This window comes from Rhodothermales bacterium, from assembly GCA_039944855.1.
Taxonomy (GTDB): Bacteria; Bacteroidota; Rhodothermia; order Rhodothermales; family JANQRZ01; genus JBBSMX01.
Window position 1 is genome coordinate 19,874 of the sequence record JBDUXZ010000011.1, and the last position, 18,728, is coordinate 38,601.

The 18,728-nt window shown below is 67.6% G+C and carries 14 protein-coding genes; 8 read left to right on the forward strand and 6 right to left on the reverse strand.

Going from position 1 to position 18,728, the window contains the following annotated elements:
- Positions 1-58: 58 nt before the first annotated feature.
- Both ABJF88_06090 and secA read right to left on the reverse strand, forming a co-directional pair.
- Positions 59-466 carry a hypothetical protein gene (locus tag ABJF88_06090; protein ID MEP0546482.1) on the reverse strand — a complete coding sequence of 136 codons (408 nt, stop codon included), beginning with the start codon at positions 464-466 and terminating at the stop codon, positions 59-61.
- A gap of 8 nt (positions 467-474) precedes the next feature.
- Positions 475-3,939, reverse strand: coding sequence for a preprotein translocase subunit SecA (gene secA, locus ABJF88_06095; GenBank protein ID MEP0546483.1), 3,465 nt, complete (start codon positions 3,937-3,939; stop codon positions 475-477).
- A gap of 427 nt (positions 3,940-4,366) precedes the next feature.
- On the opposite strand from secA, the gene porQ reads away from it, so the two are divergent.
- The 3 genes from porQ to ABJF88_06110 all read left to right on the forward strand — a co-directional run bounded on the left by porQ (position 4,367) and on the right by ABJF88_06110 (position 6,437).
- On the forward strand, positions 4,367-5,329 hold the full coding sequence (gene porQ / locus ABJF88_06100; GenBank protein ID MEP0546484.1) for a type IX secretion system protein PorQ: 963 nt from the start codon (positions 4,367-4,369) through the stop codon (positions 5,327-5,329).
- An 80-nt stretch (positions 5,330-5,409) separates the two neighbouring features.
- Complete coding sequence (locus ABJF88_06105; GenBank protein MEP0546485.1) at positions 5,410-5,901, forward strand: hypothetical protein; 492 nt, start codon at positions 5,410-5,412, stop codon at positions 5,899-5,901.
- Positions 5,902-6,224: 323 nt separating this feature from the next.
- Complete coding sequence (locus ABJF88_06110) at positions 6,225-6,437, forward strand: hypothetical protein (GenBank protein ID MEP0546486.1); 213 nt, start codon at positions 6,225-6,227, stop codon at positions 6,435-6,437.
- Positions 6,438-6,446: 9 nt separating this feature from the next.
- On the opposite strand, the gene ABJF88_06115 is transcribed toward ABJF88_06110, so the two are convergent.
- The 3 genes from ABJF88_06115 to ABJF88_06125 form a co-directional block, all read right to left on the reverse strand.
- Positions 6,447-7,391 (reverse strand): tyrosine-type recombinase/integrase, encoded by a 945-nt coding sequence (locus tag ABJF88_06115; protein ID MEP0546487.1) that lies wholly within the window; start codon positions 7,389-7,391, stop codon positions 6,447-6,449.
- A 130-nt stretch (positions 7,392-7,521) separates the two neighbouring features.
- Positions 7,522-9,357: a 2-oxoglutarate dehydrogenase, E2 component, dihydrolipoamide succinyltransferase gene (sucB, locus tag ABJF88_06120; protein MEP0546488.1), complete on the reverse strand. Its 1,836-nt coding sequence runs from the start codon at positions 9,355-9,357 to the stop codon at positions 7,522-7,524.
- Between the two features lie 237 nt (positions 9,358-9,594).
- A complete protein-coding gene (locus tag ABJF88_06125; GenBank protein MEP0546489.1) occupies positions 9,595-10,170 on the reverse strand; it encodes a sigma-70 family RNA polymerase sigma factor in 576 nt (191 codons plus the stop codon).
- A gap of 454 nt (positions 10,171-10,624) precedes the next feature.
- Here ABJF88_06125 and ABJF88_06130 point away from each other — a divergent pair, with 454 nt between their 5' ends.
- The 5 genes from ABJF88_06130 (at position 10,625) to ABJF88_06150 (ending at position 17,414) form a co-directional block, all read left to right on the forward strand.
- Entirely contained in the window at positions 10,625-11,002 is a 378-nt protein-coding gene (locus ABJF88_06130) for a sensory rhodopsin transducer (GenBank protein ID MEP0546490.1), read from the forward strand.
- A gap of 59 nt (positions 11,003-11,061) precedes the next feature.
- The gene (locus ABJF88_06135; GenBank protein ID MEP0546491.1) at positions 11,062-11,457 is read left to right on the forward strand and encodes a DUF2934 domain-containing protein; all 396 of its coding nucleotides are present in this window, start codon (positions 11,062-11,064) and stop codon (positions 11,455-11,457) included.
- A gap of 199 nt (positions 11,458-11,656) precedes the next feature.
- Positions 11,657-13,579: an ABC-F family ATP-binding cassette domain-containing protein gene (locus tag ABJF88_06140; GenBank protein MEP0546492.1), complete on the forward strand. Its 1,923-nt coding sequence runs from the start codon at positions 11,657-11,659 to the stop codon at positions 13,577-13,579.
- 136 nt (positions 13,580-13,715) lie between these two features.
- Entirely contained in the window at positions 13,716-14,984 is a 1,269-nt protein-coding gene (locus tag ABJF88_06145; protein ID MEP0546493.1) for a glucose-1-phosphate adenylyltransferase, read from the forward strand.
- Between the two features lie 120 nt (positions 14,985-15,104).
- On the forward strand, positions 15,105-17,414 hold the full coding sequence (locus ABJF88_06150; protein ID MEP0546494.1) for a glycogen debranching N-terminal domain-containing protein: 2,310 nt from the start codon (positions 15,105-15,107) through the stop codon (positions 17,412-17,414).
- A 15-nt stretch (positions 17,415-17,429) separates the two neighbouring features.
- Here the strand turns inward: ABJF88_06150 and ABJF88_06155 are convergent, their stop codons facing one another.
- The gene (locus ABJF88_06155) at positions 17,430-18,542 is read right to left on the reverse strand and encodes a response regulator (protein MEP0546495.1); all 1,113 of its coding nucleotides are present in this window, start codon (positions 18,540-18,542) and stop codon (positions 17,430-17,432) included.
- Positions 18,543-18,728 lie beyond the last annotated feature (186 nt).

An 18,728-nucleotide genomic window follows, 5' to 3' on the forward strand; every position in this document is an offset into this window, starting at 1 on the left:
ATAGGCGGGAGACCGCAAGCTAGCGATCTCCCACCTTCCGAATCACCACAGGGTAGACTTACGGATAGTCTGCTGAATAAACGTATCCGAAGCGGTGGAGACTGTCAACCGGCCCCGAGTAGTCCACAAGACCCTCTCTGCCTGCCGTCACAATAATTGCGAAGCGGTAGGGCTCGAACTCCCCGATAGTATTGGGTGACATCACATCCCCAACTGCCAGTCCCTTCGGGAGAGTAAACACGGTCTCCATTTCTCCTCCCGTGTCCGAGAAAACGCCGATGTCGACCGCGCGAGTCAAGACCCCCGTCCGGTGCGCCTCACAAATCGAGGGGAAGCCGAGCCACCGCTCGATGGCGCTCCAACTCAGCCAGACATTGAACGCCACTGATACTAGCAGCAACGCGATCAGAAGTCGCCTCCCTGTTACCTCAGACTGGCCTGGGTAGCCCCTCATTCTATCCGGCATCCCCGAAATCAGTCCTCCACGCGGACGAGCATCCAGCCGTTGTTGATCTTCGAAACGGCGTGCTTGTACTTCAGCGTCTCCTCGACCCCGGTGGACGGGTTCATGATCGTCACGCGGTCGTTGCGGCCGGGCTCTTTCTCGACGACGACGGGCTCGGCGGCCACCGTTGGGTCGCGCTCGGCGGAGGAGCCGTTGCCGCCGGTGTTGACACCGTAGCTCTGCTTCTCCTCCTTCTGCGCCTGCGCCCGGCTGCGGTCGAGGCGGGACTTCGGCGCGGCGGTCTGGGTCTGCACGCGCTTGCCGTCGACGAGCGGGCCAGCTTTGAAGACGAGGGAGACGGCCTCCTGCTGGATCTCCTGCATCATCTCGGCGAAGAGCTTGTACGCCTCCATCTTGTACTCGATGAGCGGGTCCTTCTGCCCGTAGGCGCGGAGCCCGATGCCCTCCTTCACCTCGTCGAGGTCGCGGAGGTGCTCGGTCCACCGGCTGTCGATCGTCGAGAGCACGGCGGCGCGTTCGAGCCCGTCGTTCACCTCCTGCCCGTTCGTCGCCACCACGTCTTCGGGGCGGACGACGACGCGCATCATCTTGCGACCGTCGGTGAAGTCGACGAACAGCCGCTCGGGCTTCTTCTCGTCGTCGGGGCGGTTGACGATCTCCTGGATCGAGTTGAAGAACGGGCGAGCGAGCGACTCGCGCTTGCGGTTGTAGTGGGCGAGCGCGGCGTCGTAGACGGCCTCGATCATCCCGTCCTCGCCGAGCCCGAACGCCTTCTGCCGGTCCATCTCGAAGTCGAACGCGAGCGTCCGCATCAGCTCCTCGCGGAGCCCGTCGAGGTCGCCGTCGCCGAAGTGGGCGTGGACGAGGCGCTCGACGACCTGGTAGAGCATGTCGAGGATGTCCGAGTGCAGCCGGTCGCCGAGGAGGGCGTGGAGGCGCTGGTCGTAGATGACGGTGCGCTGCGCGTTGAGCACGTCGTCGTAGTCGAGCTGGCGCTTGCGGATGGCGAAGTTGTTCTGCTCGACCTTCTTCTGCGCGCGCTCGATGCCCTTCGTGATCCACTTGTGGGTGATCACCTCGCCCTCTTCCATCCCGAGCTTGTCCATGATCTTCGCCGTCCGGTCGTGGCCGAAGAGGCGCATCAGGTCGTCTTCGAGCGAGACGTAGAACACCGACTCGCCGGGGTCGCCCTGGCGGCCGGACCGGCCGCGGAGCTGGAGGTCGATCCGGCGCGACTCGTGGCGCTCGGTGCCGAGGATCGCGAGGCCGCCCTTGTCTTTGACGGCGTCCTTGATCTTGATGTCGGTCCCGCGCCCGGCCATGTTCGTCGCGATCGTGACGGCGCCTTCGCGGCCCGCCTCGGCGACGATCTGGGCCTCGCTCTTGGCGCGGTCCTTCCGCGCGTTGAGCACGTTGTGCGGGATGTTCTGCCGCTTGAGCATCCGCGCGAGCGTCTCCGACACGTCGACGCTCGTGGTGCCGACGAGTACGGGCTGGCCGGCCTCGTGGTACGCGCGGATTTTGTCGAGGATGGCGTTGTACTTCTCGCGCTTCGTCTTGTAGACGAGGTCTTCCTCGTCGGCGCGGGCGATCGGGCGGTTCGTCGGGATGATCGAGACTTCCATGTCGTAGATCTTCCCGAACTCCTCGGCCTCGGTCTCGGCCGTGCCCGTCATGCCGGAGAGCTTGTGGTAGAGGCGGAAGTAGTTCTGCAGCGTGATCGTCGCGTACGTCTGCGTCGCCTTCTGGACCTGCACCTGCTCCTTCGCTTCGATGGCCTGGTGGAGCCCGTCGGAGTAGCGGCGGCCCGGCAGCACACGGCCCGTGTGCTGGTCGACGATCTGCACCTTCTCGTCCTGGACGATGTACTCGACGTCCTTCTCGTAGAGCGTGTACGCCTTGAGGAGTTGGTTGACGGCGTGGATGTGCTCGGAGCGCTCGGCGAAGCGGGTGTAGAGGTCACGCTTGGCGGCCTCCATCTCGTTGGCGAGCACGCGGAGGTCGTTGTCGAGCTTGTGCTGGCGCTTCTCGTCGGAGAGCGAGGCGTCGGCTTTGAGTTCGGCGCGGAGGTCCTCCTTCTTCTGCTCGAACTCCTTCTCGATGCGAGCGATCTCGTAGCCCACGTCGGGGATGATGAAGAACTCGATGTCCGAGCCTGCGGCTTTCGCGATGAACTCGCGGCCCTGGTCCGTCAGCTCGAGCGAGTGCTGCTTCTCGTCGAGGGCGAAGTGGAGCACCTCGTCCACCTCGGGCATCCGCTTGGCGTTGTCCTGGAGGTAGAAGAACTCGGTCTTGCGGAGGAGCTGGTCGACACCGGGCTCTCCCTTGAGCTTGATGAGCCGCTTGTTCTTCGGGTAGCCGCGCTCGGCGCGGAGAAGGGCGAGGCCGGCCTCGTCTTCGAGCCGGCGCGCCTCCTTCTTGTCGCCCGCCGCTTCGGCCGCGGCCTGCTCCTTGAGCAGCCGCTCCGCATCGCCGACGAGGCCGGCGACGAGCTTCTGCTGGGCATAGACGAGCCGGTCCACGGGGGGCCGCAGTTCCTCGAAGCGGTCCTCCTCGGCGTCCGGCACGGGGCCGGAGATGATGAGCGGCGTTCGCGCCTCGTCGATGAGCACGGAGTCCACCTCGTCCACGATCGCGTAGTGGTGGCGGCGCTGGACGAGTTGGTTGGCGTCGACGACGAACGAGTTGTCGCGGAGGTAGTCGAACCCGAACTCGTTGTTGGTGCCGTACGTGATGTCGGCGCGGTACGCCTGGCGGCGGCCGGCCGAGTGCGGCTCGTGTCCGTCGATGCAATCGACGGTCAGGCCGAGGTATTCGTAGATCGGCCCCATCCACTGCGCGTCGCGCTGGGCGAGGTACGGGTTGACCGTGACGAGGTGGACGCCGCGCCCGACGAGCGCGTTGAGGTACATCGGGGCGACGGACGTGAGCGTCTTACCCTCGCCCGTTTTCATCTCGGCCACGCGCCCGCGGTGGAGCACGATGCCGCCGATGAGTTGCACGTCGAACGGCACCATCTCCCACGTGATCTCGCTGCCGCCCGCTTCCCACGTCTTCCCGAGGTGGCGGCGACAGACCTCCTTCACGACGGCGAACGCTTCGGGCAGGAGCTCTTCGAGCACGTCCTCGACGGTGTCGAGCCACTCCTGTTCGAGGTCGTCGAGTTGCTCGACGAGCGTCTGCCGCTCGGCGTGGCTGAGCGTCTCGCCGGCATCGGGAGCCTGCCCGTCCCCGCCGACCGGCTCCTCGTTCGCCGCGCGGAGGCGGGCGCGGATCTCGGTCCGCTCGCGGTCGAGCTCGGCGACGGCCTCGTTGATGCGGGCCTTGAACTCGGCGGTCTTACCCTTGAGCTCGGCCTCCGTGAGGTGCTGGAAGCGGTCGGCGTAGTCGTTGATCTCGTCGACGAGCGGCTGGAACTGCGAGATGTCGCGCTTATTCCGTTCGCCGAAGAGTTTCTTGATGACGTTCAACATGGGACGTAGGGAATGGGGTCTACTTCAAAAGTCGTGGCCGCGGGGCAGGGCGCGGGGCCGAGCGTTCGGACGATACAACGTGGTGGGGCGGCAGGGCCATGCGGCGCGCGCGATTCTTCGAAAGCGGACAGCGCGGGCGCCGGCGGGTCCGTACGCGGGCGACGGTGCGGGATTTTTGCACGGGAGGCCCGCTCACGGGCATCGTACCTTATACTTTCGGGCTATCGGCCAATCCGGCAGCAAACTACAACGGAGGACACCGCCTATCGGCTCTGGATACTACGCGCAGCGTGCTCGCAAACGTGATGCCGATGCGTCAGCCGTGCTCTCACGCGAGGTGCCAACGCGCGTTCCCGCCCGCTACGCGTTTCCTCCCGTTCTTTACGGCGGTTTCCCTGCCTCCCGTCCTCCCTGCCGATTTGTCTTCATGCTGCGCTCCCTGCTCCTCACCGCCCTCGTCGTCCTGCCCACGCTCGCGAGCGCTCAGCCGAGCCGACTGACCGGATTCGGCTTGCTCCGGCTCGAACCCTCGGCCCGCGCGACGGCCCTCGCTGGGGCCTACGGCGTCGGCTCGGGCGAAGACGTGAACGCCCTCTTCGCCAACCCCGCCCTTCTCGGCGAGGCCGACCACGGGCAGCTCGCGGTGAGCTACCTCAACCACCTCTCGGACATCAGCGCCGGATTCGTGGTCTACGCCCGCCACGTCGAGCGCCTCGGCGGCACCGTCGCCGGGTCCGTCCGCTTCCTCTCCTACGGCGACTTCGAGCGCGCCGACGCCGACGGCACCCGCTCCGGCGACACGTTCGGCGCCTCCGACGCGATCGTCACGCTGAGCTACGCCCGGCCTGCCGGCGACCGCCTCCACGTCGGCGGCAGCGCCCACGCCGTGTTCTCCTCCGTCGACGACGCGAGCGCGAACGCCCTCGCCGCCGATTTTGGCGTGACGTACCAGATCCCCGCGCAGGGCCTCGCGCTCAGCGCCTCGCTCCACAACCTCGGCGTGGTCACGAGCGACCTCGGGGCGGAGGGCGACGAACTCCCCACGGACCTCCGCTTCGCGGTGTCGAAGCGCCTGCAGTATGTCCCGCTCCTCATCACTGTCGCAGGCTACGACCTGACCTCGTTCGAGAGCGAGAACGGGACGGCGCTCAACGAGATCGCCCGCCACCTCTCGATCGGCGGCGAGTTGCAATTCGGCGAGGCGTTCGCCCTCCGCGCGGGCTACAACCACCGGCTCCACGAGGAGCTCAAGACCGGGACGCGGATCGACCTCGCCGGGCTCGGCCTCGGCTTCGGGCTGAACCTCCGCCGCTTCGGGTTCGACTACGCCTACAACGCGTGGAGCTCGTTCGGCGGCCTCCACCACATCACGCTCCGCACCCGGATCTGAGCGCACAGGATTTGGCCGGGTACGAATGGGCGCTTCGGGCTAGTTTAGGCCGCGTCTCCCTTCCCCCTATCCCCTCCGCCATGCGCCTCTCGCTCCTGCTCCTCGCCCTCACCCTCACCGCCGGCGCCTGCTCCACGAGCGAGTCGATGCGGGACGACGCTCCTACCATGAGCACGGAAGAGATCACGGACGATCAGCCGACGCAACGGATCACGCTCAGCGAGCCCTTCGCCGTCGAACTCGGCGCGAAAGCCCGCTTCCCCGCCGACGACGTGGAGGTCCGCTTCGACAGCATCACGAGCGACAGCCGGTGCCCGGCGAACGCGACGTGCGTCCGCGCCGGCGAGGCCTACGCTCACTTCACCCTCCTCGAAGCCGACGGCTCGACCACGCCGTTCAAGCTGGAGATGCCGGGCCTCGTGATGGAGATGCCGGACTCCGAGCGCGTCACCTTCCAGCAGGTGGACCGGTTCTCGGTCGCGCTCTATCTCCTCCAGCCCTACCCCGAACTCGCCGAGGAAGCGGACATGCCGACGACCGCCACGCTTGAAGTCCGCCGTACGATGCGATGACACGCGCGTTCATTGCTGAGCTTTCATCGGCACCGCCTAGCTCCATTTCGAAGCGCCTGCCCCTGCTTGTCCTCGCGTGCTCTCTCGCGTCGTGCTCTGGAAGCAGGTCCTCCGGACCACGTGCGCCGATCCAAGCACAGCTCGGCGAGACGGTCGTTCTGGAACAGGGCGATGTCGTGGATTTCCTCGATGCGGACGCCGTTGTTCGCTTCGACAGCATATCGCAGGATACCCGCTGTCCCGAGGACACGTCGTGCGCCTCCCGTGGCGAGGCCGCAGCGCACTTCACTCTCCGCCGAGCTACTCCTAGCGGAGCCGACGCTGTGACGCCCTTCCTCCTCACCATCGAAGGCCACCTGCCCGGTGACGCTGTCGAGAACATCCAGCGCGCCGTCTCCAATCTGGAAGAAGCGAGGCCCGTGATGGTGAAAGGCTATCCCGTGTTCCTCCACCTCCTCCAGCCCTACCCCGGCTTCGCAGCCGAACGCAAGATGCCACCGACGGCAGTCCTCACCTTCGGGCGTAGCGAGGATTGAGCCTTGCGCTCACGCGCGGTCTTCGATGCTGCGCTTGAGGAGGCCCTGCTTCTTGAAGTAGATCATCGTCGTGTCGAGCGTGCCGTGGCGCATCCGTTGGCGGACCTCCTCGACGCCCATCCCGTCGTTGAGCCAGATGAGCGCGGCGGTGTGCGTCAGCGAGTGCGGCGAGACGCCGGGACGCTTGAGCCCGGCCGCCTTCAGCAGCCCGTTGATCCGGCTGCGGACGCTCCGCGTGTTGAGCCGCTCCCCCGCCGAGCGGTGCCCGTGCGAGACGAAGAGCGGGTCCTCGGGCCGGACGCGCCCGCGCGTGTCGAGGTAGAGCCGGATCGCGTCCATCACCGGCGGGTCGATGGGGACCTGCTGGTCTTTGACGGTGTGGCCCTTGCCCTGCACGCGGAGGAACCACCCGAGGAGGGTCTGGTCGAGGTCCTGCATATCGGCACGGACGAGTTCGATCTCGCTCAGCCCGGCGTAGAGCATGAGGTAGACGATCGCCCGGTCGCGCTTCTCGATGGGGCTCGCGGTGCGGAGCACGTCTTTGAGCTGCTCCACCTCCTCTTCGGTGAACACCTTGCGCGAGTGCTCGCTCGGGCGGCGGTTGCCCTTGACCGGCCGCGCCGGGTTCTCCTCCAGCAGCCCGATGTCGACGAGGTACTGGCAGAATCGACGGATTGCCGTGAGGTACGTCGAGACCGAGACCTGGCTCAGTTCACGCTCCTCCATCAAATATTTCTTGTACCGCTCCACGTCTTCCGTGCGGAAGCGGAACCCTCCAGAGGGGGAACGGCCCCGCTCGACGGCGTGCCACCGCTCGAACTCGTTGAGCGAGCGCCGGTACGTGCCGACGGTCTCTTTGCTCTTCCCCTTGAGGTACTCGCTCACGAACCCCTCGAGGCGCGATTCGAGTTCGGCAGCGGAGAGGACGAGGGGCGGGCCGGCGGCGTCGGGCATGGAGATAACGGCTATTGGAAGCCGCAATCTACGGGCTTCCGCCCTCTCAAAACGCAAAACGTACGGGGGCCCGAAGCGAGATTTTTGCTTCGGGCCCCCGTACGTTGTAAGCGTCACGACTCGACGTCCCTCAGATCGCCTCGTTCGGGTCGATGCTCTCCAGCGCGTCTTTGTAGGCTTGCAGGTAGCTCGCGCCCATCGAGCCGTCAATGATGCGGTGGTCGTAGGTCAGCGAGACGTACATCATCTGCCGGATCGCGATGATGTCGCCGAGTTCGGGGTGCTCGACCACGACGGGGCGCTTCTTGATCGCGCCGGGCGACAGGATCGCCACCTGCGGCTGGTTGATGATCGGCGTGCCCATCAGCGAGCCGAGGCTGCCGACGTTCGTCACGGTGAACGTGCCGCCCTGCAGTTCGTCGGGCATGAGCTGCTTGTTCCGCGCCCGGTCGGCGAGATCGGCAATCGCGTGCGTGAGCCCGGTGAGGTTCTTCTGCCCCGCGTCGCGGACGACGGGGACGAGCAGGCCTTTCGTGCCGATCGCGACGGCGATCCCGATGTGGTAGTCCTTCTTGACGATGATCCGCTTGCCCTCGACGGAGGCGTTGAGCGTGGGGTGCGTGCGCAGCGCCTCGACGGCGGCGCGAACGAAGAACGGGGTGAACGTGAGCTTGACGCCCTCACGCTGCTGGAACGCGCGCTTGTTGTTCTCCCGCGCCTTCACGAGGTTCGTCACGTCGATCTCGTTGAACGAGGTGACGTGCGCGCTCGTGTCCTTCGACCGGCGCATGTGCTCGGAGATGAGCTGCCGCATCCGGTCCATCTCAATGATCTCGACGCGGTCGCCGTAGTCGCCCGAGGGGGGCGGCGCGGCCGGCTTCGCCCCCTGCTTAGGCTGCGCGGCGGGTGCCTGGCGTTGCTGCGGCGCTGCCTGCGTCTGGGCCGGCGCCGACGTGCGCTGCTTGACGTAGCCGAGGATGTCCTGCTTCGTGACACGCCCTTCCGTCCCCGTGCCCTTGATCGACTCCAGCTCTCGCTGGGAAACGCCCTCGGCGCTCGCGATCGAGCGAACGAGCGGCGAGTAGAACCGGCCGTCCTCGCCACGTCGCTGCAGCGGGCCCCTCGCGGCGACCTCCGCTTCGGCGGGCTCAGCGAGGGGCGAGCCGTCGCCGGCGAGGGCGCGGCCCGTCATCCCGTAGCTCTTCTCGGGCGCCGACGGGGTCTCCCCCGCCTCGGCCGCTGCCGGTTGCTGCTTCGGGGCCGACGGAGCGGGCGACGCGCCGGCAGCCGCTCCGTCGCCCGTCGCAACGATCGCGATCGGCGCGCCGACGTCAACCGTCTCGCCTTCCTGCACGAGGATCTCGACGAGGATACCCTTCGCCGGCGACGGCACCTCAGAATCGACTTTGTCGGTGGAGATCTCCAGCAGCGTCTCGTCAAGCTCGACCTCGTCGCCGACCTGCTTGGCCCACGACAGCACGGTGCCCTCCATCACGCTCTCGCCCATCTTCGGCATGACGACTTCGGTGCGCTCGCCCCCTCCGCTTGCGACGGGCGGAGCGGCTTCGGCGTTCGCCTGCGCTCCGGCGCCCGTGGCTTCGGCAGCCTCCTCCGCCACCGGTTCGATGTTCGGCGCGGCGGGCTTCGCTTCCTCCGACACCTCGGGCTCGGCCGCCGCTGCGTCGGGTCCGGCGCTCGAACCATCGCCGCCGACGGGCGCGTCCACGTCCGTCTCGATGACGGCGATCTTCGCCCCCACCTCCACGGTCTCGCCCTCGGGGACGATGATTTCTGCGATCCGACCCGCGGCCGGGGACGGCACCTCGGAGTCGACCTTGTCGGTGGAAATCTCGAGGAGGGTCTCGTCGAGCTCGACCTCGTCGCCGACCTGCTTCGACCACGTCAGCACGGTGCCTTCCATCACGCTCTCGCCCATCTTGGGCATGACGACGTCGACTTTAGCCATGAGTAATAGGGATGTGTAGGGCGGGGAAAAGAGAAGGCGGAATATACGTCCGCTCGGCGAAGCGCTTCCGCGGTGGCGTAGCATTGCGAAGGGTGACTCGCCCCTTTTTCACTAACCGTACCTGTCCCCGTTCCAAGGCGGCAGCGAGCTCAGGGATCACGCGCGCACTAGTCAAACGTAGTGAGGGGAGACCCCATCACTGGAGTCCCCCCTCTAGACTGATTCAGACGGCGTACGTCAGTTGACCTGCACGGAGTACACGTCGTCGAGCAGGTTCTGGAGCTTGGTGCGGCCGCGGTTGATCCGGCTCTTCACCGTCCCCATCGGGAGCCCCGTGATCTCGGCGATCTCCTCGTAAGCGAGGTTCTGCACGTCACGGAGCACGACGACTTCGCGGAACTCCTCGGGAATCTGCCGGAGCGCGTCCTGGATGTGGCGATCCTGGATGGCAGCTTCGGCGCTCTTGTCGGGGAGGAACGTCTCGTCCGGCAGCGGCATCTCGTACTCCTCACCGTCGCGGCTCTGCGACTGGATGGAGTAGGTCTGCCGGCGCTTGCGCTTGCGGTACTCGCTGCGCGCGAGGTTGCCGGCGATCGTGTAGAGCCACGTCGAGAACTTCGCGACGGGACGGTACGAGTGTCGGTTGCGGTAAACGCGGAGAAACGTCTCCTGGAGGAGGTCTTCGACGCGGCGGCGGTCTTTGTTGAAGCGGTAGAGGTAGTGGGAGAGCCGCTCGGAGTAGCGGTCTACGAGGATATTAAACGCCTCGACCGTGCCGGCCTGAAACTGCCGCATCAGATCCTCGTCGTTCATAGCTTCGAGGGTGTCGCGGCGAGCTTGGCGGGCGCGCGTGTGCGGGGCGGTTTTGACGTATCGGCGGGTTTCGATGGTAGTATCCACTCAGATTCAGGTAGGTGCAACGGCAGGGCAGTCAGCATCCCGACGGTCGATCGTGTCGGAATTCGTTCTAACAACGTTCAACAACCGCTCCAACGTATCTGTTTCTGACAAGCTGACAGGCACGCCCTAGTCAATTCTCGGCGAAGGCCTTAATAATTCAAAAAATACACGTATACAACGTTTTTATATACAGTGACTCCGATCGCAGGGTAAGCAGAAACAGGGATTCCCCCAGGTCAGAGTGGGAGGGACCCGCATGCGTCTCGCCCTCAGCCTGCCGACGGCGTCCTCCTTCGAGGCCCGTTCTGAAACCGCTCCGCCTGTTACGCTGTACCCAATTCCCATCGTTTCCCCATCCTCTTCGCTCATGCCTACCCCAACCGGCAAACGTCGCTGGGCTATCGCAGAGGGATACATCCCCGCGTGGGGCACTGGCCCCGAACCGGAATTTGCCAGCCACGAGACGTTCTGCGTCCTCAACGCGGGAAGTAAAGACGCGCACCTCGAGGTCACAGTGTTCTTCGCCGACTGCGAGCCCATTGGACCGTACCGCGTGACCGTCCCGGCGCGCCGAACGAAGCACGTCCGCTTCAACGACTTGGCCTACCCCGAGCCAAACCCACGCGGGACGGACAACGCAAGCCTCATCGAGAGCGATGTACCCGTCGTCGTCCAGCACACCCGGCTCGACTCGCGGCAAGCGAGAAACGCGCTCCTCACGACGATGGCGTTCGCGACGGACTGAGGGCACTCGCCCCCTACCTACCCACAAAAAACAACCCTTCACCCACTCACCCGAGACCCATGGCTAAGACTACAGCCCCGAAAAACACAGACGCCTCCCCCGAGACGCCCGACGCCTCGACGGCGGACACGACCAAGAAGGCCGCCGCCGCGAAGTCGACGGCAGCTAAGAAGCCGGCAGCCAAGAAGGCCGCGGCTACATCGACGGCGGCGAAGAAGCCTGCCGCGAAAAAGCCGGCCGCCAAGAAGGCCGCTGCAAAGAGCACGAAGGCCGACGACGCGGCGGCCAAGAAGCCCGCTGCGAAGAAGTCGACCGCGAAGAAGAACAGCGGGCCGACGCAGGAGGACATCGCTCGCCGGGCGTACGAGCTCCACCAGCAGCGCGGCGGTGCCCACGGTAGCCACGAAGACGACTGGCACCGGGCGGAAGCAGAACTGCGCGGCAAGAAGAAGTAAGCCGCCCGCTCCAGCCCTAGCACGTCCCTGCACCGGTGGAAGCCCATCGGTGCGGGAGACGTGCGTTCGGCGCGCATCGACGTCAGCCCCTACCGGTCAGCAAATGGAGCGCGAGCAGAACGCACCCTGAATCCACGGTCGGCGGCGGCGGGCGGTGTTCTCTTTCAGCCTCGCTTCCCTCCTACGCTCCCCGCCTCCGATGCCCCTGCTTTCGCTCGACGCTGTCCGCAAAAACTACGGCGTGAAGCCGCTCCTCGAAGACGTCACGTTCGTCCTCGAGGCCGACGAGCGGATGGGCGTGATCGGACCGAACGGGTCGGGGAAGACGACCCTCCTCCGCATCATTGCGGGCGTCGAGCCGCCGGATGGGGGGCGCGTGGCGGCGACGAGCGGGAGCCACGTCGCGTATCTCCCGCAGAACCCCGTGTTCGACGACGCGCAGACCGTGCTCGACGCCGTCTTCGATCAGGGGAACGAACGGACGCGACTGCTCCACGACTACGAAGCGGCGTTGCACAAGCTCGACGCCACCGGCGGGTCGGATGAACGCCTGCTCGAACGGCTGTCTGACCTCTCACACCAACTCGACGTGTCGGGCGGGTGGGACCTCGAAGCGAATGCGAAAGCCGTGCTCGATCGGCTCGGCATCGTCGACACCGACGCCATTGTCGGGACGCTCTCGGGCGGGCAGCGCAAGCGCGTTGCCCTCGCCCGCGCGCTCGTCCTCCGGCCCGACCTCCTCATCCTCGACGAGCCGACGAACCACCTCGACGCCGAGACGATCTCGTGGCTCGAAGGCTACCTCGCCCGCTACACCGGCGCGCTCCTCCTCGTCACGCACGACCGCTACTTCCTCGACCGCGTGACGAACCGGATGTTGGAGCTCGACGGCGGCACGGCGCAGCGCTTCGACGGCAACTACACGTACTACCTCGAGAAGAAGGAGGAGCAGGCGCTCCGCGACGAGGCCGAGGAGCAGAAGCGGCAGAACCTCGCCCGCCGCGAGCTCGCGTGGCTGAGGCGCGGAGCGAAGGCGCGGACGACGAAGCAGAAGGCGCGCGTAAACCGAGCCGAAGCCCTCCTCTCTGAGCCCACCGAGCGGGCCGCGGCGGAGATCGAGCTCTCGGCCCCCGCGACCCGGCTCGGCACGAAGGTCGTCGAGCTCGACGACGTCTCGAAGGGGTTCGACGGCGAGACGCTCGTCGCCGACTTCACGTACAACGTGCTGCGCGGCGACCGGCTCGGCATCATCGGGCCGAACGGATCGGGCAAGACGACCCTCCTCGAGATGATCGCGGGGCGGCTCGCGCCCGACGCCGGCACCGTCACGCTTGGGAAGACCGTGACGATCGGCTACTACGACCAGGAAAGCCGCGCGCTCGACGACGACCTCCGCCTCATCGACTACATCAAAGAGGTGGCCGAGGTCGTCCGCACGGCCGACGGCGCGCTCATCACGGCGAGCCAGATGCTGGAGCGGTTCCTCTTCCCGCCCGCGATGCAGTACACCCCGATCGGCCTCCTCTCCGGCGGCGAGCGGCGGAGGCTCTACCTCCTCCGCGTGCTGATGGGCGCGCCGAACGTGCTCCTCCTCGACGAGCCGACGAACGACCTCGACATCCCCACACTCGTCGCGCTCGAAGACTACCTCGACGGGTTCGCCGGCTGCCTCATCGTCGTCTCGCACGACCGCTACTTCCTCGACCGCACCGTCGACCACCTCTTCCGGTTCGAGGGCGAGGGAAGGCTGCGGGAGTATCCGGGGGCGTACAGCGCGTTTTTGGAGATCCACGAACGCGAAGAGGCGGAGCAGGCTGAAGCGGAGCGCGCAGCGGCGAAGCGAGCAACGGCCCCCGCTCCCCCGCCGGAACCAGTCGCCGCCGCGCCCGCAGCGAAATCGACCGGGGCGCGCAAGCTGTCGTACAAAGAGCAGCGCGAGCTGGAGTCGCTTGAAGTGCGGATCGAGGAGGCCGAGGAGCGGAAGGCAGACATCGAGCAGCGCATGGCTGAGGCGGCGAGTGACTTCGATGCCGTCACCGCGCTCTCCACCGAGCTGCACGCGCTCGTGAAGCAACTCGACCGCGACGTGGAGCGGTGGGCCGAACTCGCAGAGATGGCGTGAGCGGCGCGTGAGCAGGACGTTCTTGCGAGAAGCCATCGTGACTTTCCTGTGACGTAGAACGTTGTAACTCGTACGTTGAGGCCCGGACCGTGCGCGGTCCGTCCCCCTTCACCCGCTCCACTTCACCCCTCCTCTCATGGACCAGATGCTCGCCATCATCCTCGGCGGTGGCGCCGGGACGCGGCTGTTCCCCCTCACGAGCTACCGCGCGAAGCCCGCCGTCCCCCTCGCCGGGAAGTACCGCCTCGTCGACGTCCCCATCTCGAACTGCCTCAACTCCGGGCTCGACCGCATCTTCGTCCTCACCCAGTTCAACTCGGCCAGCCTCAACGGCCACATCGCCCGCGCCTACCGGTTCGACCGGTTCCGCAGCGGGTTCGTCACCGTGCTCGCCGCCGAGCAGACGCTCTCGTCGAAGCACTGGTACCAGGGCACGGCCGACGCCGTCCGCCAGTCGCTCCCCCACATCCATAGCTTCCCGCACGAGTACGTCGCCATCCTCTCGGGCGACCAGCTCTACAGCATGGACTACCGGCTCATGCTCGCCCACCACCGCGAGCACGGGGCCGACATCACGATCGCGACGACACCCGTTCACGCCAACGACGCTCCCGGCTTCGGAATCCTGAAGACGGACGAGCACCACGCCATCACGGAGTTCCACGAGAAGCCGCCGCTCGACCAGCTCGACGGGAAGGAGAGCCCGGTCTCCGACGAGATGGAAGCGGCGGGCCGCGTCTACCTCGCCTCGATGGGCATCTACATCTTCAACTCGTCCGTCCTCAAGGAGATGCTCGACGCGGACCCCGACGACCACGACTTCGGCAAGGGGATCATCCCGCGCGCCATCCGGGAGCGCCGCGTGCTCTCGTACCCGTTCGAGGCGTACTGGAGCGACATCGGCACGATCCGCTCGTTCTTCGACGCCAACCTCATGCTCGCCCAGCCAAAGCCCGACTTCAACCTCTACGACCCGGTGATGCCGCTCTACACGAACGCGCGGATGCTGGCCCCGGCGAAGGTCGAGAACTCCGCCGTGCGGAACGCGATCATCAGCGAGGGCAGCGTGATCGTCGGCGCCGAGATCACCGACTGCGTCATCGGGCTCCGCTCGTTCGTCGGGCGCGGTTCGACCATCCGGCGGGCCGTGGTGATGGGCTCGGACTACTACCCGTGGCAGGAGACGCTGAACCGCGAGCCGGTACAGGGACCAAAACGGCCGGGCATCGGGACGAACACGTTCATCGAGAACGCCATCATCGACCGCAACGCGTCGGTGGGGAATGACTGCACGATCGCGAACCGCGAAGGGACGAGCGAGGGCGAGGGGCCAGGCTTCTACATCAGCGACGGCATCGTCGTGATCGAGAAGAACGCCGAGATCGCCGACGGCACGGTGATCTAGGCTCGCTGCCGCGTTTGCGGGGCGATATCGGGCGGGCAGCGAGCGAACCTCGCCCCGAGATCCTCGTGTAAACGAGCGTTCTCGCGAAACGCCGCCCCTCTCCCCCTCGCCCTCCCCTTCGTGCGCCGATCCCTCGTCCGCCTCCGCCCCCGGACCGACACCCTCTACACCAGCCGCGGCTTCCTCTCCCTCGCCACCGACCGCGACGGGTTCATCGACGACGGGAGCGAGCACGGGTTCTTCGCCCACGAGACGCGGATGCTCTCGCGCTACCGCTACCGCGTCGACGGCGAGGCGTTGACGCCCGTCGCGCTCTCGAATGTGGACCAGCACACGTGGCTCGGCCACTACATCCGCGAGGCGCCCGGCAATGAGCGCGGCGGCGGCGACCACGGCAGCGGGATGATGGACCCCGAGAGCGAGTACACCCTCGAACTCCAGCTCCACCGCCGCCTCGGCGCGAGTGTCGTCGAGCGGGCGACGATCACGAACTACACCCAGCAGCCGACCGCTTTCCGGCTCACGGTCGAGGTCGACGCCGACTTCGCGGACCTGCAAGAGACCTCGGGCGAGCGGAAGCAGGAGGGGACGTGCGAGCGGACGTGGGACGCCGCCGCGCGCGCGCTCACGTTCGACTACCGCGCCGAGCACGCCTACGACCACCAGGGCGTCGCCGGCACGGCCTCGATCCACCGCCGCTTCGTCGTCCGCGTCAGCGAAGCGGACACGCCGCCGGTCTTCGCCGACGGCTGCCTCACGTTCGACGTCACGCTCGCGCCGGGTGCCGCGTGGCACGCCCGGCTCGACTGGCTCCCCTACGTCGAGGCGATGCCCGAGTGGGACCTCGCCGCCGACGACCTCACCGACCCCGACGCGGCCCTCGCCGAGCGGGACCGGCGCGACGGGCTTTTCTTCGCCGAAGCGACGACGTTCGAGACGGCCGAGAGCGCGACGCTCGCCCCCGTCGTCACCGCCGCACTCGACCGAGCGCGGAGCGACCTCGCCGCGCTCCGCCTCTACGACCTCGACCGGGGCGAGCGGGCGTGGACGCTCGCCGCCGGCCTCCCGATCTACCTCGCCCTCTTCGGGCGCGACGCGCTCACCGCCGCGTGGCAGGGCGGCCTCCTCGGGCCCGAGATGCTCACCGGCACGCTCCCCGCCCTCGCCCACTTCCAGGGCACCGAGGACGTGCCGTGGCGCGACGAGCGGCCCGGCCGGATGCCGCACGAGGCCCACACCGGCCCGCTCGCCCGGCTCCGCTTCAACCCCTTCGGCCGCTACTACGGCTCGATGACGACGAGCGCGTTCTACCCCGTCGCCGCCGCTGAGCTGTGGCACTGGACCGGCGACCGCGACCTCGCCTTCCGCGACCTCGGCCCCACGCTCGACGCCTTCGCCTGGCTCGACGCCCACGGCGACCGCGACGGCGACGGGTTCTACGAGTACCTCACGCGCTCCGAGCAGGGCACGAAGCACCAGGGCTGGAAGGACTCGCCCGACGCGATTGTCGGCGCCGACGGCCGTCTCATCGAGCCGCCGATCGCGACGTGCGAGGAGCAGGCGTTCGTCTACCAGGCCAAGTTCGCCTACGCCGAGACCCTCTGGCAGCTCGGCAAGCGCGACGACGCCGAGCGGCTCTTCGGCGAAGCCCGAGACCTCAAAGAGCGGTTCAACGACGCGTTCTGGCTGGAGGACGAGGGGACCTACGCGATCGGGCTCGACGCCGACAAGCGCCCGATCCGCGCCATCACGTCGAACCCCGGCCACTGCCTCGCCACCGGCATCGTCCCCGCCGAGCGCGCCGAGCGCGTGGCCGAGCGCCTCTTCCAGCCTGACCTGTGGAGCGGCTGGGGCATCCGCACGCTCTCGACGGAGAACCCGGCGTACAACCCGTACAGCTACCACCGCGGGAGCGTGTGGCCCGTCGAGCACGGGACGTTCGCGCTCGCGCTCATGCGCTACGGGCTGTGGGATCGGCTCCATCAGCTCTGCCGCGCGCAGTTCGAGGCCGCCGCCCTCTTCGACCACGTCCGCCTCCCGGAAGTGTTCAGCGGCCACGCGCGGACGGACGCGCAGCCGTTCCCCGCGTTCTACCCGCAGGCGAACAGCCCACAGGCGTGGAGCGCGAGCGCCGTGTTCACGTTCGTGCAAGCCCTCCTCGGGATCTACCCTTACGCCCCGCTCCACCTCCTCGTCGTCGACCCACACCTCCCGGAGTGGCTGCCCGAGCTGACCGTGCGCGGCCTCCGCGTCGGCCCGGCGACAGCGACGATCCGGTTCTTCCGCAAGGACGATGGATCGAGCAGCTACCACGTCGAGCATGTCGAGGGCCCGCTCCACGTCGTCCGGCAGCCCAGCCCGTGGTCGCTCACGGCGACGACGGGCGAGCGGATCGCGGACGCCCTCGCCAGTCTGCTCCCCGGCAAGTAGGGCTCACGCCCGTCGTCACGCCCCGTCGCTCATCCACTCCTCCGGTGCGGCGAGCGTGATGCGGCACCCGTCGCCCGGCGCGGACTCAATCGCGAGGCTGCCGCCGACGAGTTCGAGCCGTTGCCGCACGCTGTAGAGCCCGAAGCCGGCTGGCCCTTCGTCCTCGCTGGACTCCGCCGCCGCGGGGTCGAACCCACAGCCGTCGTCCTCCACGACGAAGACCGCACCGCCGTCGCACGACTCCAGCCGGAGCCGCGCCGCGTCCACCCCGGCGTGCTTCACGACGTTGAACAGGAGCTCGCGGATGATCTGCACGACGAGGATCCGCAGCTCCCGCGACGGGATCCGGCACGGGCACGCGGCCGTCACCTCGATCGTCATCCCGTACATCCCGCCCATGTGCTCGGCGAGCCAGCGGAGCGCGACGGCCATGTCCTCCCGGTCGAGCACGGGCGGCGTGAGTTCGACGGCGAGGTGGCGCGTGACGTCGATGGCCTGGTCGAGGATGTCCTCGGCGTCGGTGAGGCGTTTGTGCGTGGCTTCGGGGCTGACGGCGGGCGCGTGCAGCAGCCGCAGCGCGAGCTTCACGCCGAAGAGCATCTGCTGGACGTTGTCGTGGAGGAGGTCGGCGACGCGGCGGCGCTCGGCCTGCTCGGCGAGGGTGAGGGCCGAGGCGAGGGCGCGGACCTCGCGGTTCTTCGCTTCGAGCGCGGCGGCGTGCTCGGCGAGCGCCCGCTGCTGCGCATCGAGGGCCCGCCGGAGTGCCGCTTTCTCGACGGCGTTCGCGATCGCGCGCTCCAGCCCCTCCTCCGTCAGCCGCCCCTTCGTGAGGTAGTCGTGCGCGCCCCCCCGCATCGCCTCCACGATGATCTCCGGCGTCTCCATCCCCGTCAGCATCACGACGGGCACGTGGCGCTCGACGAACGCGGGCAGTAGGTCGACGCCGGCGGCGTCGGGGAGCCGGTAATCGAGGAGGACGAGGTCGGGCTCGTCGGCGCCGAGCAGGGCGCGAGCCTCGCGCGCCGTGGCCGCCTCCCGGACGTGGTAGTGCCGAGCCAGCAGGGTCCGGACGAGCGCACGGTCCGCTTTGCTGTCGTCCACGAGGAGCAGGTCGAGGGGGTCAGTCATGGGAGGCCGTTCGGCCCTCGCGGACCTCAAGGGATCGGACGCGAGGCGATGCGCCGGGGGGCCGGGGAGTCGTGGGTGCATGGGCGGAGGCAGGACCGCTCGTCGTCGGGGAGCTGCGTGGGCGGCCACAAAGGTAATACTTTCGACCTCCCAACGCCTTCCCCCACCGACCTGACTGCGCGTTGG

Coding starts and splice junctions, on each gene's coding strand:
- ABJF88_06090 (MEP0546482.1), bottom strand. CDS start 466: ATGCCGGATAGAATGAGGGGCTACCCAGGCCAGTCTGAGGTAACAGGG.
- secA (MEP0546483.1), bottom strand. CDS start 3,939: ATGTTGAACGTCATCAAGAAACTCTTCGGCGAACGGAATAAGCGCGAC.
- porQ (MEP0546484.1), top strand. CDS start 4,367: ATGCTGCGCTCCCTGCTCCTCACCGCCCTCGTCGTCCTGCCCACGCTC.
- ABJF88_06105 (MEP0546485.1), top strand. CDS start 5,410: ATGCGCCTCTCGCTCCTGCTCCTCGCCCTCACCCTCACCGCCGGCGCC.
- ABJF88_06115 (MEP0546487.1), bottom strand. CDS start 7,391: ATGCCCGACGCCGCCGGCCCGCCCCTCGTCCTCTCCGCTGCCGAACTC.
- sucB (MEP0546488.1), bottom strand. CDS start 9,357: ATGGCTAAAGTCGACGTCGTCATGCCCAAGATGGGCGAGAGCGTGATG.
- ABJF88_06125 (MEP0546489.1), bottom strand. CDS start 10,170: ATGAACGACGAGGATCTGATGCGGCAGTTTCAGGCCGGCACGGTCGAG.
- ABJF88_06130 (MEP0546490.1), top strand. CDS start 10,625: ATGCCTACCCCAACCGGCAAACGTCGCTGGGCTATCGCAGAGGGATAC.
- ABJF88_06135 (MEP0546491.1), top strand. CDS start 11,062: ATGGCTAAGACTACAGCCCCGAAAAACACAGACGCCTCCCCCGAGACG.
- ABJF88_06140 (MEP0546492.1), top strand. CDS start 11,657: ATGCCCCTGCTTTCGCTCGACGCTGTCCGCAAAAACTACGGCGTGAAG.
- ABJF88_06145 (MEP0546493.1), top strand. CDS start 13,716: ATGGACCAGATGCTCGCCATCATCCTCGGCGGTGGCGCCGGGACGCGG.
- ABJF88_06155 (MEP0546495.1), bottom strand. CDS start 18,542: ATGACTGACCCCCTCGACCTGCTCCTCGTGGACGACAGCAAAGCGGAC.